General features: G+C 70.3%; 13 protein-coding genes. 9 read left to right on the top strand and 4 right to left on the bottom strand.

The genetic code is table 11. From position 1 onward, the window contains the following. Window positions 1–74: 74 nt before the first annotated feature. Window positions 75–2,108 carry a DUF7657 domain-containing protein gene (locus PP359_RS05385; protein ID WP_499250047.1) on the top strand — a complete coding sequence of 678 codons (2,034 nt, stop codon included), beginning with the start codon at window positions 75–77 and terminating at the stop codon, window positions 2,106–2,108. A gap of 6 nt (window positions 2,109–2,114) precedes the next feature. On the opposite strand, the gene PP359_RS05380 is transcribed toward PP359_RS05385, so the two are convergent. Then, on the bottom strand, window positions 2,115–2,996 hold the full coding sequence (locus PP359_RS05380) for a glycosyltransferase family 2 protein (RefSeq protein WP_239498538.1): 882 nt from the start codon (window positions 2,994–2,996) through the stop codon (window positions 2,115–2,117). A 58-nt stretch (window positions 2,997–3,054) separates the two neighbouring features. Here PP359_RS05380 and PP359_RS05375 point away from each other — a divergent pair, with 58 nt between their 5' ends. From PP359_RS05375 to PP359_RS05345, 7 genes are all read left to right on the top strand, one after another. Beyond that, on the top strand, window positions 3,055–4,287 hold the full coding sequence (locus PP359_RS05375; protein WP_499250046.1) for a lipopolysaccharide biosynthesis protein: 1,233 nt from the start codon (window positions 3,055–3,057) through the stop codon (window positions 4,285–4,287). A 30-nt stretch (window positions 4,288–4,317) separates the two neighbouring features. After that, a complete protein-coding gene (locus PP359_RS05370) occupies window positions 4,318–5,487 on the top strand; it encodes a glycosyltransferase family 2 protein (RefSeq protein WP_112932599.1) in 1,170 nt (389 codons plus the stop codon). 55 nt (window positions 5,488–5,542) lie between these two features. Then, the gene (locus PP359_RS05365) at window positions 5,543–6,379 is read left to right on the top strand and encodes a glycosyltransferase (RefSeq protein ID WP_499250045.1); all 837 of its coding nucleotides are present in this window, start codon (window positions 5,543–5,545) and stop codon (window positions 6,377–6,379) included. Further along, a complete protein-coding gene (gene glf / locus PP359_RS05360) occupies window positions 6,379–7,515 on the top strand; it encodes a UDP-galactopyranose mutase (protein WP_112932601.1) in 1,137 nt (378 codons plus the stop codon). The genes PP359_RS05365 and glf overlap by 1 nt, the downstream gene beginning before the upstream one ends. 72 nt (window positions 7,516–7,587) lie before the next feature. Further along, complete coding sequence (locus tag PP359_RS05355) at window positions 7,588–8,736, top strand: mannosyltransferase family protein (RefSeq protein ID WP_499250044.1); 1,149 nt, start codon at window positions 7,588–7,590, stop codon at window positions 8,734–8,736. Between the two features lie 65 nt (window positions 8,737–8,801). Continuing rightward, the gene (locus PP359_RS05350) at window positions 8,802–9,533 is read left to right on the top strand and encodes a glycosyltransferase family 2 protein (RefSeq protein ID WP_112932603.1); all 732 of its coding nucleotides are present in this window, start codon (window positions 8,802–8,804) and stop codon (window positions 9,531–9,533) included. Next, entirely contained in the window at window positions 9,530–9,907 is a 378-nt protein-coding gene (locus PP359_RS05345) for a DUF2304 domain-containing protein (RefSeq protein ID WP_112932604.1), read from the top strand. The genes PP359_RS05350 and PP359_RS05345 overlap by 4 nt, the downstream gene beginning before the upstream one ends. Here the strand turns inward: PP359_RS05345 and PP359_RS05340 are convergent. After that, the gene (locus PP359_RS05340) at window positions 9,877–11,367 is read right to left on the bottom strand and encodes a DUF2142 domain-containing protein (protein ID WP_162722459.1); all 1,491 of its coding nucleotides are present in this window, start codon (window positions 11,365–11,367) and stop codon (window positions 9,877–9,879) included. The two genes, PP359_RS05345 and PP359_RS05340, sit on opposite strands and share 31 nt — an antisense overlap. A 176-nt stretch (window positions 11,368–11,543) precedes the next feature. Here PP359_RS05340 and PP359_RS05335 point away from each other — a divergent pair, with 176 nt between their 5' ends. Beyond that, window positions 11,544–12,614: a glycosyltransferase family 2 protein gene (locus tag PP359_RS05335; RefSeq protein WP_112932606.1), complete on the top strand. Its 1,071-nt coding sequence runs from the start codon at window positions 11,544–11,546 to the stop codon at window positions 12,612–12,614. Here PP359_RS05335 and PP359_RS05330 read toward each other — a convergent pair. Together PP359_RS05330 and PP359_RS05325 are read right to left on the bottom strand one after the other, a co-directional pair. Beyond that, window positions 12,595–13,479 carry an alpha-1,2-fucosyltransferase gene (locus tag PP359_RS05330; RefSeq protein ID WP_112932607.1) on the bottom strand — a complete coding sequence of 295 codons (885 nt, stop codon included), beginning with the start codon at window positions 13,477–13,479 and terminating at the stop codon, window positions 12,595–12,597. The genes PP359_RS05335 and PP359_RS05330 overlap by 20 nt on opposite strands. Next, window positions 13,463–14,752, bottom strand: a complete 1,290-nt coding sequence (locus tag PP359_RS05325) for a lipopolysaccharide biosynthesis protein (protein WP_499250043.1) — start codon at window positions 14,750–14,752, stop codon at window positions 13,463–13,465. The genes PP359_RS05330 and PP359_RS05325 overlap by 17 nt, the downstream gene beginning before the upstream one ends. Window positions 14,753–14,907 lie beyond the last annotated feature (155 nt).

The following is a 14,907-nucleotide window of genomic DNA, read 5'->3' as shown; positions in this document are numbered from 1 at the left end:
CGCCCAGGGTGCGCGTTGATAATGTGGAGGTCTTGGGTCCGGCGGGTCGAGCCGATCGGCGGGGAGGGATCGGCGTGAGTGCACCGGAGTCACGCATCGACGCGGCGCGCCGCGCGGTGACGGATGTCCGCGAGAGGTGGAGCGCCTGGTGCGCGCCCACGCCCGTGGGCCTGCCCGCGACCCATCTCCTGATCGGCGGGCTGGCCATCCTGGCGGTGGTGTTCCTCGCCCTCGTCGCGACATCCATCAACGGGACGTCCTCCGGCGCATTCTTCCCGATGGTGTCCTCGGGCAGCGACCCCGCCCTGCTGTTCGGACACCCCAACACGATCCGCACCGACGAGTGGAACGTCCAGACGGTGTGGGCGATCGCCCAGGTCGAGCAGGGCCTGCCCGCGATCAACGGCACGTTCCCCGGCGGCATGGACACGAGCCTGCCGCAGGACCTGCCGCGGGTCGACTGGAGCGTCGTCTTCCGCCCGCACCTGTGGGGATTCCTCGTGTTCGACGTCGGGCACGCGCAGGCGTGGAAGTGGTGGCTGCCGGTCTTCGGTGTCGCTGCGGCCGCATATGCCTTCGTCCTGACGGTGCTCCCGCGGCGTCCCCTCACCGCGCTGAGCGTCGCGGTCGCCTTCGCGGCCAGCCCGTTCTTCGCCTGGTGGCTGCTGCAGACCACGCTGTGGCCCGTCGCGTGGGGGCTGCTGGTGCTCACCGCCGCCTTCTGGGTGACGAGATCGCGCACGCGGCGGAGCCTGTGGACCTTCGGGATCCTCATCGGGTACCTGACGGTGGTGGTCGCGATGGGGATCTACGTCCCCTTCATCATCCCCGTCGCGCTCGTCGTGGCGGCGGTGGTCGTCGGTGTCGCGATCGAGGCCGCGCCCCGGATCGGCTGGGCCTCCGTGCTGCGCCGCCTCGGGGTCGTCCTCGGTGCGGGCGTCGCCGCGGCGGGCGTGCTCGTCGTCTGGCTTCTCACGCGCTGGGGGACCGTCTCCGCCTTCCTCTCCACGGCCTACCCGGGCGAACGGCTCGAGCAGACCGGCCACGGCGCGAACCCGGAGGCGGTCGCCGCACTGTTCGGCTCCTCCTTCACCAATGCGCTGCGCCGGGCGGGGCGCTTCATCGACCCGAACGCGTCGGAGTCGGCGACCTTCTTCCTGCCCGGCCTTTTCCTGGGCGTGGTCGTGCTCTGGCTCGTCGTCCGCGAGCGACGGAAGGGTCGGTCCACGCCGTGGGCGCTCCTGCTCGGCTACGTCGCGTTGCTGGTGCTGCTCGCGTTCGCCTTCATCCCCGGCTGGGATGCCGTCGCCCACCTGCTCCTACTCGATCGCACCACGCTGGGGCGGATCAGGATCGGGCTGGGGTTCGGCTCGCTCGTCGTCCTCGTCCTGCTGATGGCGCGGGTGACGCCGGCCGCGCGCCCCGGCTGGGTCGTCTCGGCGATCGGCCCCGCCGTGTTCCTCCTGTCGCAGGTCGGGATCGCCGTCGCCGTGGGCCTGCGCGCCCCCGACCTCCTCGCCGCCGCGGGCGTGTGGTGGGCGTATGCCGCGGTCGGCGCGATCGTGATCCTGGCGGTGGCCCTGGGGTGGCGGACGATCGCCGCCGCGGGGATGCTCGTGCTCTCCGTCGTCGCGTCGTACAACATCAACCCCCTCTATCTGGGCGTGTTCGATCTGCGCACGACCGCGCCGGCGCAGGCCATCGAGGAGCTCGACGACGCACACGCCGGCACCTGGGTCGGCGTCGGGGGCAAGGTCGTGACGGCTCTTCTGCTGGAGAGCGGCGCCACCGCGTTCAACGGGTTCCAGGGCGCACCGGGGCGAGAGATGTGGGACGCCATCGATCCCTCGGGCAGCTACGAGTACCAGTGGAACCGCCTCGCCGGCGTGTCGTGGGTGCCGGGCGACGGGGAGCCCGTGGTGAGCAACCCCTACCCCGACCAGATCGAGGTCACCTTCGACGCCTGCTCCACCTTCGCGCAGGAGCACGTCACCTATGTCCTCTCGGATGCCGCGTCCGACGAGTCGAGCGCATGCCTCACGGCGGTGCGTTCCTTCGATCTTCCCGACGGTGCTCTGACCATCTCGAAGGTGGTGCCGCGGCCCTGACGGCGATCAGCGCCCGGCGGCGTACGCCAGGAGTCCGCGGGCACCGTGGAGGTCGCCGGCGCGCAGGGCGGGCAGGAGCTGCGTCGCTGCGTTGATGCGGCTGGACAGATGCCGACGCGCGGCCCGCGCCGCGCGGTGCCATCCCTCGTCGTCGAACGTCTCGGCCTCGCTGAGGAAGAACGCGCGCTCCTCCCGGAAGCGCGTTCCGTCGACGGCTTGCCACGAGGACACGCTGCCGCGGTGGCGGCGGTAGTGGAAGACGACATCGTCGTCGAGGACAAGAGTGCGCCCCACCCGGCAGACGTCGAGCGCCAGCGCGAGGTCCTGCACGATCTGGTAGCCGGGGCGGAACCCCATCCCGCGGACCGTCGGTCCGTGCCACGCCAGCGCAGGGAAGTTCATCCAGTTTCCGCGGGTGATGCTGACCGCCAGCTCTTCGCCGCCGAGCACCCGCGGGCGCGGGCCCCGCGGGCGGTAGAAGGCCTTCGCCGTGTCGACGATCGTGCGCGCCGGGGCGCCGTCGGCGTCGATGACGTCGGTTCCCGGGTGGATGATGCCGGCGTCGGGGAACTGTGCGGTGAGCTCGGCCACGCGGCGGACGTAGTTCGGCTGCATGAGGTCGTCGCAGCCGAACACGCTGACCCAGGTCGCCGTCGACAGATCGAGGCATTCCTGGAACGTGCGGTTGATGCCCTGGTTCACCTCGTGGCGCCGGTACTCCACGCGGGGATCCGAGATCTGGCGCGCCCAGGCCCCCGGAGCGGGGTCGGGATAGGCGTCATCGATGATCACGAGACGCCACTGATCGCTGTCCTGCTGAAGGACGCTCGTCACCGCGGCGCGGAAGTGATCCTCGCGACCGTAGAACGGCAACATGATGTCGAGCACGTGGTGTCCCTCATTCCCCGCGGCGGACGCGCGCGGTCGAACGATAGTATTCCCTCTCATGGGACGACGTGATTCGGCGCTCGTCGACTCGGTGATCTCGACGGTGGGCCTCCTGGCGCAGGGAGTGTCCCGATTCGCGTACACGGCCGTCGTCGGCAGGGTGCTGGGCGCCGACAGCCTGGCCGCCGTCAACGTGGGCTTCGCCGTGGCGATCCTCCTCTCGCTGCTGTGGCCGACGGCGGCGGGAAACGCCGCCGCCGCCTTCGGCCGTGCCGATCGCCCCGGGGTCCTGCGTGCGCTGCGGCGTTCCCTCGCGTTCTCGCTGATCCCGTTGGGGCTGGGGGCCGGGGTCGCGATGCTGCTGCTGGGCGGCGCCGCGGCCGCGGCCGTTCAGGCCGTCGGCCTGACGGCGGCGTGGTCGGCCTACATCTTCGCGCGGGGCATGCTGATCGGTGTCGGCAAGCTCCGATCGGCGGCCGTATGGGACGTCGTGTCCGGCATCGTCGCGCTGCTGGCGCTCGCCGTCTTCCTCTCCGTCGGCTGGCGGGAGTGGGCGCTCGTCCCGGCCGTCCTCGGCTACCTCGTCTTCGCGGTGGCCGCCGTCGTCGCGGTCCGCCCCGGCGAGGCCGCTTCGGGCAGCGACGATCGAACCGCCGTGCCGCTCGTGTCGTTCATCGCGTGGAGCTCTCTGGCGCTGTTGGCGACGAACGGGCTCATGCAGGTGTCGATGGTCGTGGCGACGGCGCTCGACACGCCCGGGGCGGCAGGCCAGTTCGCCGCGGCCCTCGCCCTCGCGACACCCGCGTCGATGGTCGCCCAGGCCGTGACGCAGGCCATGCTTCCGCGCTTCGGGCGGTGGTCCGCGCTCCCTGCCGCCGAGCGGCTGGGCGCGGTGCGTCGGGCCACGGTTGCGTTGTCTGCGGTGATGGCGGCCGGTTGCGCGATCGTCGCCGCGTTGCTGCCCGTGGTGCTGCCCCTCGTCTACGGCTCCGCCTTCGTCCCGGCGGTCCCCCTGGCACAAGGCCTGATGGTCGCGGTCTGGGGGTTCTCGGTGTCGGTCTTCCTCGCCGCCTTCCTCGCCACCGACGGCCGGGCCCGGACAGCGACGGTCTGCAGCGGCGTCGGGTCCGTCGTGGGGCTCCTCACGATGGTCGTCGTGGGAGCTGCCGCCGGCGGAAGCGTCGGGGCGGTCATCGGAACGGGCGGCGGGATGTCGCTGACCGTGCTGCTGCTCGCGATCGTCGCGCTGCGCCCCGCCGGGCACAGCAGATCCTCTGCGGCTTCCGGGTAGACTCCCGTGGTTGCCCCAAACCCGAGAGCGATGATGAACGCGACTGACGACGTCGAGCTGACGATCCTTATGCCCTGCCTCAACGAGGCCGAAACTCTCGCGACGTGCGTCGACAAGGCGAAGGGGTACCTGCAGACCTCCGGCGTCCACGGAGAGGTGCTCATCGCCGACAACGGCAGCACCGACGGATCGCAGCAGATCGCCGTCGATCACGGCGCCCGCGTCGTCGACATCCCGGTCAAGGGCTACGGGGCCGCGCTGATCGGCGGCATGGAGGCGGCCAACGGACGCTACGTCATCATGGGCGACGCGGATGACAGCTACGACTTCACGGCGCTCGACCCCTTCGTGGAGCGCCTGCGCGCCGGCGATGACCTCGTCATGGGAAACAGGTTCCTCGGCGGCATCGAGCCGGGCGCGATGCCCCCGCTGCACAAGTACCTCGGAAACCCGGTCCTGACGTGGATCGGTCGGATGCTGTTCCGTTCGCCGATCCGCGACTTCCACTGCGGTCTGCGCGGCTACAACCGACGCGCGATGCTCGGGCTCGAGCTCAAGACCACCGGCATGGAGTTCGCCAGCGAGATGGTGGTCAAGTCCACTCTGGCCGGACTCCAAGTGAGCGAGGTGCCGACGACGCTGAGCAAGGACGGCCGCAGCCGGCCGCCGCACCTGCGCAGCTGGCGCGACGGATGGCGCCACCTCCGGTTCCTGCTGATCTTCAGCCCCCGCTGGCTGTTCCTCGTGCCGGGGCTGATCGCGCTCGTGCTGGGCGCCGTCGGCTCCCTGCTCCTCCTCTTCGGCCCGACCCGCATCGGCGGTGTCGGGTTCGACGTGGCCAGCCAGGTCTACCTGTCCGCACTGGCCATCGTCGGCTATCAGGGCGTCCTCTTCGCGATCCTGACCAAGCTGTACGCGGAACGCGAAGGGTTCCGGCTTCCCCGCAGCCGCAGCTTCGCCTGGTTCGCTCAACGGGCATCCCTCGAGTCCTTCTCGCTCGTGGGATCGGCCGCGCTGCTCATCGGGATCGTGGTCCTCGTCATCCAGTTCGTCTCGTGGGGGCAGTCCGGTTTCGGCGCCCTCGACCCTCAGGCCACGCTGCGTGTCGCGGTGCCCGCCTCGATGCTGATGGTGCTCGGCGCCCAGACGATCATGACGGGGATGTTCATCGGCATCCTCACCATCCCCACCCGGTCGTGACACGGTGGCCGCGGCTCCCGTAGCACCCGGCGACTCTCGCTCCGTCGCGGGAGTGGTGCTGCTCTTTCTCCCCGACCCGGTGACCGAGGAGAACGTGAGGGCGCTGCGCGCGCAGACGGACCACGTCTACATCGTCGACAACTCACCCGACGACCCGTCGAGCGCCCGCGTGCGCGCGGCGCTCCACGAGGATCCGCGCGTGAGCTGGCTTCCACAGCACGCGAACCGTGGGGTCGCCGCCGGCTTCAACGCCGGCATGCGCGCGGCCATCGCCGCGGGGTACGACGAGGTCGTGGTCTTCGACCAGGACAGCACGATCACCCCGGGGTTCATCGAGACGCTGACGCGCGCGCGGTCGAGGGTGCCGGAGGCCGGAGTGATCGGTCCGTCGCTGCGCTCGGCGGCGACCGGGATCATCTATCGCCCCGAGCGCGGCGTCGGAGTCGAGGAGAAGGACGTCCTCATCAGCTCGGGCTCGTCGTTCAGCCGCGCGCTGCTGGAGCGCATCGGGCTTCACGACGAGCCGCTGTTCATCGACTACGTCGACCACGACATCTGCTTGCGTGCGCGACGAGCGGGCTATCGCAACCTGAAGGTCTACGACGCGGTCCTCGACCACCGGTTCGGCGACTCCGCGCCCACCACGCTGTTCGGTCGCCGCGTGTACCTGGCCAACTACTCGCTCACCCGGATCTTCCATGCGACCCGCAATCGTGTCATCGTCACACGCCGGTACGGGTTCGGGCGATGGTTCTGGGAAGACCTGTGGTTCACGACCAAAGCGTGGGTCAAGCTCCTCCTGCTCGAGGAGCACCGGATGGCCAAGATCCGCGAGGCCGGGCGCGGGGTGATCGCCGGTCTTCGCTACCCGGCGCGCGAGAGGAGATGGTGATGGACCTTCTTGTCGTCGGTTCGGGGTTCTTCGGTCTCACTGTCGCCGAACGCGCCGCGGCCGCGGGGCGGAAGGTGACCGTCATCGACCGCCGCCACCACATCGGCGGGAACGCGTACAGCGAGGACGAGGCGACCACCGGGATCGAGGTGCACCGCTACGGGGCGCATCTCTTCCACACGTCGAACGCGACCGTGTGGGAGTACGTCAACCGTTTCACGACGTTCACCGACTACGTCCACCGCGTGTACACGAACCACCGGGGCGTGGTGTACCCGCTTCCGATCAATCTGGGCACGATCAACCAGTTCTTCCAGGCGGCGTACACGCCCGATCAGGCGCGAGAGCTGGTGCACGAGCTCGCGGGCGAGTTCGATCCGAAGGCCGCGCAGAACCTGGAGGAGCGTGCGATCGGTCTCATCGGACGCCCGCTGTACGAGGCCTTCATCCGCGACTACACGGCCAAACAGTGGCAGACCGACCCGCACGAGCTGCCGGCCGAGATCATCAGTCGTCTGCCGGTCCGGTACACGTACGACAGCCGCTACTTCAACGACACCTGGGAGGGCCTTCCCACCGACGGGTACACGGCCTGGCTCGAGCGGATGGCCGATCACCCCAACATCGATGTGAAGCTGTCGACGGACTACTTCGATGACACGCAGCCGTGGAGCAAGAGGGCCACCGTGGGCCAGCTGCCGGTCGTGTACACGGGACCGGTCGACCGGTACTTCGACGATGCGGAGGGGGCGTTGGCGTGGCGGACGCTTGACTTCGAGGAAGAAGTGCTCGACATCGGCGACTTCCAGGGCACGAGCGTCATGAACTACGCGGATGCCGAGGTGCCCTACACCCGCATCCACGAGTTCAAGCACTTCCACCCGGAGCGCGCGGCCCGGTACCCGACGGACAAGACCGTGATCATGCGGGAGTTCTCGCGATTCGCGACACGTGACGACGAGCCGTACTACCCCGTCAACACGCCCGACGATCGCGCGAGGCTGCTCGCCTATCGCGACCTCGCCAAGGGGGAGAAGAACGTGCACTTCGGGGGCCGTCTCGGAACCTACCAGTACCTCGACATGCACATGGCCATCGGATCGGCCCTGTCTCTGTGGAACAACCATCTCGCGTAGCGGAGACCACGGAGCAGTCAGAGACACGCGGAGCAGAACGACAAGATGACGACGACGGTGGTCTTGGGGACCGTGAGATGGAGTGACCGTCCGTGGTGGCGGGCCGGTGCGGTCGGGGGAGCGGTGTGGCTGGCATCGCGCGTCTTCGTGACCTCGATCGCCATGATCGCGCTGTGGATCGAGACCGACTCCGCGTTCGGCGCCGCCTCGCCCGCGATGCTCCTGCACCGTTGGGACTCGGGATGGTTCCGCACGATCGCGGAGCGGGGCTACGCCGCGGACGGTGCGATCGAGTCCTACGCCTTCTTCCCGGGATATCCGCTCGCGGCCGGAGCCGTCGCCTGGGTGCTGGGACCCTTCTCGGCGAACCCGGTGCCGTGGGCGATGGCCCTCGTGGCTGCTGTGGGCGGCCTGATCGCCTGCATCCTGCTCTGGCGTCTCAGCAGCCGGCTGGGTGGGACCTCGCGCACCGCGACCGCCGCGGTCGTCCTGTTCGCCTTCGGACCCTACGCGCTCTTCCTGCACGCCTCCTACTCGGAGTCCCTGTTCCTGGCCGCCGCGCTCGCGGCCTGGTACGCCGGCAGCACCGAACGCTGGTGGTGGGCGGGCGCCTTCGCCGCGTGCGCCGGCTTCACGCGAGCCAACGGCCTCTTCCTCGTCGCCGCGCTCCTGGTGATGTTCGTCGTCCAGGCTCGCCGCACCGGGCGGAAGGTCCTTCGCCACGACCTCGGCGGCGTCGCGCTGGGCGCGGCGGGCGTCGCCGCCTACCTCGCGTGGCTGTGGCTGCAGACCGGGCACATCGACGCGTGGTGGCGCGCCCAGCGTGCCGGGTGGGATCGCGCCACGCTCTTCCCCTGGGATTCGCTGAGCGCGACAGTCCGTGCCATGCTGGCGCCGTCGGGCACCCAGGCGCAGCCGCAATTCCTGATGGATATCGTCTTCGGGGTTCTCATCCTCATCTTCGCGGCGTGGCTGGCCTGGCGTCGAGACTGGGCGCAGTTCGCTTTCGTCGGTTTCACCGCTGCCTCGCTCATGACGAGCAACTCGTGGCTGTCGCTGGCCCGCAACAGCACGACCCTCTTCCCGATCCCGCTAGTCGTCGGCCGCGGCGCCGATCGACGCGGATGGCGGTTCTGGGTCTTCATCGCGGTGCTTGGGGCTTCGACCGCCCTCCTGTGGTTCAACACGTTCCAGTTCGCCCTCGGGCGCTGGGCCGACTGACCTCGCGGCCCGCTGACCGAGCGTGACCGCTCGGTCAGCGCCGGGCTCGAAGCTAGAATCGTTCCATGCCCTCCGTGCCCGCTCGTGTGCTGGTCGTCGTGCCCGCATACAACGAAGAGGAGGCGGTGGGCGGTGTGATCGCGGAGATCACGGCGGCACTGCCGCAGGCGACGTGCCTCGTCGTCGACGACGGCTCGTCGGACGCGACGGCCGAGGTCGCCGCCGCCGCCGGAGCGTCGGTCGCCCGTCTTCCGTTCAACCTCGGGGTGGGCGGGGCGATGCGCCTCGGCTTCAAGTACGCGCAGGAGCGCGGCTACGCGGCCGTCGTCCAGATCGACGCCGACGGTCAGCACGACCCGCGCGCCGTGCCCGCGCTGCTGGAGCGCCTGGCGGATGCCGACGTCGTGATCGGTGCGCGCTTCGCCGGCGAGGGCGAGTACCAGGTGCACTGGTTGCGGCGGTGGGCGATGCGCTCCATCGCCGCCGTGCTGAGCAGATCGGCCGGCGCGCGCCTGACCGACGCCACCTCGGGATTCAAAGCGTGCGGGCCCCGCGCCATCGCCCTGTTCGCCGAGAACATGCCCGCGGAGTATCTCGGCGACACCGTCGAGGCCCTCGTCATCGCCGCGCGTGCCGGATGCCGCATCACGCAGGTTCCGGTGGTCATGCGCGCGCGCATGGGAGGCAAGCCGTCGCACAACCCGCTGCTCGCCGCGGTCTATCTGCTGCGGGCCTTCGTCGCCCTGGGCTTCGCCTACGTGCGCCCGGCGCCCCGGTTCACACAAGGAGCGGCATGAGCACCACCGCGTATATCCTCGGTGTCGTCGCCGCGGTGATCACCTTCGGCGTCGTCGTCGAGTTGCTCCGCCGACGCCGTCTGCGCGAGAGGCACGCCATCTGGTGGCTGCTCGCGGCCTCTCTGGCGCTCATCGCCGGCCTCTTCCCCGACATCCTCGTGTGGGCCACGTCGCTGGCCGGGGTCGTGCTGCCCACGAACCTCATCTTCTTCGTCAGCATCGCCGTGCTGTTCCTCGTCTGCATCCAGAACAGTGCGGAGCTCACCGGGCTGGAGTCCGAGACGCGCGCGCTCGCCGAACGCGCCGCGCTGCAGGAGCTGCGCATCGTCGAGCTCGAGAAGGCTCAGGCGCGGGGCACCACCGACGAGGCCTGAATCGCCTCTGCGTCCTCACGGGCGCTCCACGCGGCGCGGACGAGGATCCCCGCGAGCACGGCCGTCGCGACGGTACCCAGCGCCCACACGCCCAACGGCGTGATCGGTGCGTTCCACCACCACTCGACCGCGAGGTCGAGGTTGAATCCCGGCACATCCACGCCCGTGACGTAGCGCCGCAGGTTCACGTGCAGCGCCACGCTGTTGGCCACGGTGAGACCGGCCGCGACCACCAGCAGCTGCGTCCGGTTCAGCCCGAGGCCGGGGCGCTGGAAGCCGATGACCACCACGCCCGCGAACAGGATGATGAGGGGGTAGATGTACCGCGGCTGCACGTACTGGCCGACGATGACGCCGTCGTGGAGCAGGATGAACATCGGGACGACCACCAGGCTGGCGGCGACGCCGGTCGTGACGATCCACTTGCGGACGTCGCCTCGGCGCAGCGCCCAGAAGCACACCGCCGAGAACATCGCGATCGTTGTCACCCACACGCTGCCGGGCATCGTCGTGTCCAGCCAGCCGAGACCCCACGTCCCGAACACCCCCGCCCAGAGCTCCGGCAGCAGTTTCAGGTCCAGGAATGCGAGCTGGTGCAGTGCCAGGGGGGCGTCAGTGCTGGCCGTCGATGCCGAGACGATCGCCGACTGTCCGCTCGTGAAGAAGAACGCGACCGCGACCGCGGTGAGCGCCACCGGAAGAATGGCCGACAGCAGGAAGCGGCGGCTGCGCTCGAAGCCGAGCACGGTGCCGACGATCATCGCGAGCACGCCGTAGACGGCCGCATCGCTGCGCGCCCCCGCCCCCATCACCAGGAACGTCACCGCGAGCGCGCCGAGCAGTATCCGGCGCGTGAGCCGCCGTTCGACGAAGTAGCCCCAGGTCGCGACCCAGAGGCCCGTGGCCGACAGGATCGCCCACGTGCTCGGATTGATGCTCGGGATGAGGAACGCGCCGAGCGGGACGATGGTCAGCGCCGCCCCCCAGATCATCGGCGGCCTCAGGCGCCTCGGGAGGAGGAAGAACAGCGCGGTGAGGAGGCCGACGTAGAGGACCGCGTTGAGGCTGCGCAGGATGAGCACGGACAGCCCGACGTCATCGGGGACGATGAACATCCGCATGACGCTGTAGAACACCGGCGGGTAGGCCTCGCCGGCCCAGTTGGCCTGATCCGTCTCGACCATGCGCGCGTCGTCGACGACGCACGCGGCCGACTGGTCCGGATGCCGGCGGAAGCAGAGCGATGCCTCGGCGATGTCGGCGCGCACCGAGCGGTACTGAGGTGCGGAGCCCTGTTCGCACACCCCGGGGACGATGCCGTCCGCACACCAGATGCTCGCGAGATGGTAGTGCTCGTCCGGGCTCGAGCCCTGCGGCGAGGACACGCCCCAGGTCAGCAGTGAGACGAGCAGGGCCAGGGGGGCGACGATCAGTGCGATGGCGCGGCGGCGTTGCGACACGGCGGGTCTCCTCAGGTGTGGTGGCTCGCAGGGCGGAACGCGTTCAGACGGGCGCGGGTATCGTGGAGCCGTGATCCGCGCCGACGACCATGTTATCGCCACGCGATTCGACGAACCCTCCGGTGCGCGCTCCGCGCCCTCCCGAACGACGCCTTCGGCGATGACGGGGGGCACGGGTGAGTGACGCGGACCCGCAGATCAGCGTCGTGATCCCCGCCTATCAATCCGCGCCCTACCTCGCGGACACGCTGACGGCGCTCGGGGTCGCCGTGTCGCGTGCGGGGGTGCGCGCCGAGGTGATCGTGGTCGACGACGGATCGACGGACGACACGGCGGCCGTCGTCGCCGACGCGGCGGAGGGATTCCCCGGAGAGGTGCGTCTGCGAAGGCAGAGCAACCGCGGTCGTTTCCTGGCGCGGTGGCTGGGTCTGTCGACGGCGCGCGCACCTCTGGTGCTGCTTCTCGACTCGCGGGTCCTGATCGGGGCCGATGCGCTGTCCGCCGTCCTGGCGGCGCGTCGTGAGGCGCCGGCAGGCATCGCCTGGAACGCGCACGTGGTCACCGACCCGTCGGTGCCGTTGATCGGCCTGTTCTGGGAGGCTCCGACGTACGCGTTCTGGGGCCGGTATCTGCGGCGGCCACGGCAGTTCGACCTCACGCCCGAGAACTTCGACGCCGCCCCGAAGGGGACCACGATGTTCCTCGCGGAGATCGGCGCACTCCGGGAGGCGTTCGAGTACGCCTGGCCGGAGGCCGATGCGCGGCTGGTGTCGGACGACACCAAGGTGCTGCGCCACCTGGCGGGGACGGCGGGCATCCGCATCGACCCCGCGTTCCGGGCCTTGTACCGGCCGCGCACCACCGTTCGCCGCTTCGTCCGGCACACCTTCGACCGGGGGACCCTGTTCGTCGACAGCTACGCGGGCACGACGCCCGCGCGCAGCATCGTGCTGGTGGCCTTCGCGATCTCACCGGTGGTGGTCGGGGCCCTGCTCGTGCTCTTCGGCGCGGCCGGTGCGGCCGCGCTCGCGGGCATCGCCCTCCTCGGCGTCGGCGGTCTGCTGTCCGTCGCCGCCCGCAACGGCTGTCCGCCCCGTGGACTGCTGGCTTTCGTGTGCTGGCTGCCGGTGTTCGCGCCGACGTTCTGGGCCGGCGTCGTCCGCGGCGTGGTCCTGCATCGGCGGGCGTTCCGCCGGGCGCGCGGCGCGACCCCGGCCGCATCCGACCTCAGCGGGCGTCGAGGGTGATCCAGTCGGGGTCGAGCAGGTCGGCTTTCGCTGTTCCGCCCCGCGTCCACGGGCGCGGCGCGACGACCGGCGTGTCGGCGCCGAAGCGGCGACGCATGAGCTCCGCCCCCCACCAGCTGAAGCTCGAGTTGCTCATGATCATCGCGCGGCCGGCGGACATGGCGCGCAGGCTCGCCCACGTTCCGAGCAGGCCCTCCTCGACGAACTCGAAGTCGCCGGCCACGCCCCGAAGCTCGTCCTTGACGAGCGCGACCGAGTCGGAGAACACCCGCACCGGCAGGTCGACGCCCAGCGCGCGCAGCGTGCGGATGGCCCGGACCGCGTAGGCCACGGAGGCGATGAACTGACGGTCGGGAGACACCGCCAGATAGTCGCCGCGACGCAGGTGGAGGGAGATCGCCGGTTCCGCGAGGATCCGCGCGACCTCGGCCGACTCCCGAGGCTCCTCGTCGATGGCGAGGATGGCATCGCTCAGCTCGTCGCGGATCGAGGGGAAGTAGCGCGGCGACTGGAAGTAGCCGATCAGGGTGGTGCCGGGACGCACCTGCTCGATCGAGGGTGCGTAGGCGTCGCCGTCGCGCTCGAGGAAGACCCGTCCCCACGGCCGGCGGGGCAGGGGGAGCACGCGCTCCCGATTCACGCGGACGGACCGCCAGGGCGACTGCTCCGGCGCCAGCGAGATCGCGGGGTGGGTGAAGGCGTCGAGACCGTAGGCGAATGTGCCGCCGACGGCGTAGTGGGAGCGGTCCAGATAGACCGGCACGTCGAGCCGGCGCGCCTGCTCCCACGCCGCCGCCAGGATGAAGATCTGGTTTCCCAGTCCTCCCATCACGTAACCCGTGATCCCGTCACGACGCACGACCATGGCTGTTCCTTTCGTTGCGCTCGGCCCGCCGGGCCCCGGTGCTGTCGATCACGAGGAAGGCGACGAGGGCCGCGGCGCCGATGGCCCCGAGCCAGGTGAGCATGAGCGGGATGTCGGGTGCGACCACCATGAAGGCGATCGACTGCACGATGACGGCGGCGACGAGGGCGAGCGCGCCTCCCATCGACGCCGTGGACGTCATCTTGATCAGCATCCCCTGAGCAGCCATCCAGGGGAGGTAGGCCAGGCAGACGGGGACGAGGAGGTCTCCGGCGAGGGTGAACTCGGTTCCGTACAGCGTGTGGATGATCCACGGGCCGAGCAGCGCGAAGACGAGCGTCATCGCCAGACTCGTGCCGATCGACAGCGCCAGTGTGACCAGCACGCCGAGACGGGACAGGCGCCGGTCGTCCTGAACGCGGATGAAGCGGGGGAGCAGGTAGAGCGACAGGGTCGACGGGACCAGGAATCCCGCCTTCACGAGCACCGTCGCCGCGGCATACGATCCGGCGACCGCGGTGGCGTCCGCCGCCCGCAGGAAGAGGATGTCCGACGACGTGAGCCACGCGAACGCCACCGTCAGCACCACGATCGCCGCGCCGCTGCGGGAGAACACGCCGAGGGTCGGGCGGGCGATCCCGCGCGCCGACCAGGCGGCGCCGACCACGGAGATCGCCGTCGCGCAGACGACGGCTCCGACCGCACCGCCGAGTCCCCAGCCCAGCAGGACGCCGACGCCGAGGATGGCCAGGCGCAGCAGGAGTGAGGCGGTGGACCACCACACCGCCTGAGAGACCCGCCCCGCGCCTTGGAGCAGGCCGAGCGCGTCGGCGAAGAAGAAGCTCAGCGGGATGGACACGGCCGCGGCGAGGATCATCGCCGAAGAGCTCCCGAGGGATGCCGCCAGCGTCGGCGCCGCGGCCGCGACGGCTGCCCCTGCGGCGATTCCGAGGATGAGGGCGTCGCGGGGGATGCGCCGACGGCTCACGGGGTTCGGGGTCTCCCGCATCAGAGACGCCGTCTGGACGGCGGTGATGTTCTGCAGCGACGAGCTCCCGATCGCCGCCGTCCCGACCACGGCGAGGAACGCCGACAGCAGGCCGAAATCCGTCGGCGCCAGATAGCGGGCGCTCGCCACCTGGAAGACGAACGAGGCGATGACGCCGAAGACGCTGGCGAGAGCGACCTCGGAGAGCCCGCGAGCGTGTGCGCGCACGTGCCCTCGCGACGCCGCCTCGCGGGGGGAGACGCGATCGAGAGGATGCTCTGACATTCGGCGCGCCTCAATGCTCTGATGGTGGGTCTGATGCCTCGCGCGCTCCGGGGAACGTCGCCCTGCGGCGAGCACGTGCACGGCGGGTCAGTCTACCAACCGCGGGCTCGGACCCTCCGCATCCGCGGCCCCGCCGGGCTCTCCCCTAGGATCGA

It is taken from the genome of Sphingomonas sp. BLCC-B65, from assembly GCF_028550675.1.
Lineage (GTDB): Bacteria > Actinomycetota > Actinomycetes > Actinomycetales > Microbacteriaceae > Microbacterium.
Note: the sequence above shows the minus strand (reverse complement) of the source record. Positions and strands in the feature narration are given on the sequence as shown.

Excerpts from the sequence above, each read along its gene's own strand:
- PP359_RS05375 (WP_499250046.1), top strand. The coding sequence starts at position 3,055 with ATGGGACGACGTGATTCGGCGCTCGTCGACTCGGTGATCTCGACGGTG.
- PP359_RS05370 (WP_112932599.1), top strand. The coding sequence starts at position 4,318 with ATGATGAACGCGACTGACGACGTCGAGCTGACGATCCTTATGCCCTGC.
- glf (WP_112932601.1), top strand. The coding sequence starts at position 6,379 with ATGGACCTTCTTGTCGTCGGTTCGGGGTTCTTCGGTCTCACTGTCGCC.
- PP359_RS05350 (WP_112932603.1), top strand. The coding sequence starts at position 8,802 with ATGCCCTCCGTGCCCGCTCGTGTGCTGGTCGTCGTGCCCGCATACAAC.
- PP359_RS05345 (WP_112932604.1), top strand. The coding sequence starts at position 9,530 with ATGAGCACCACCGCGTATATCCTCGGTGTCGTCGCCGCGGTGATCACC.
- PP359_RS05330 (WP_112932607.1), bottom strand. The coding sequence starts at position 13,479 with ATGGTCGTGCGTCGTGACGGGATCACGGGTTACGTGATGGGAGGACTG.
- PP359_RS05325 (WP_499250043.1), bottom strand. The coding sequence starts at position 14,752 with ATGTCAGAGCATCCTCTCGATCGCGTCTCCCCCCGCGAGGCGGCGTCG.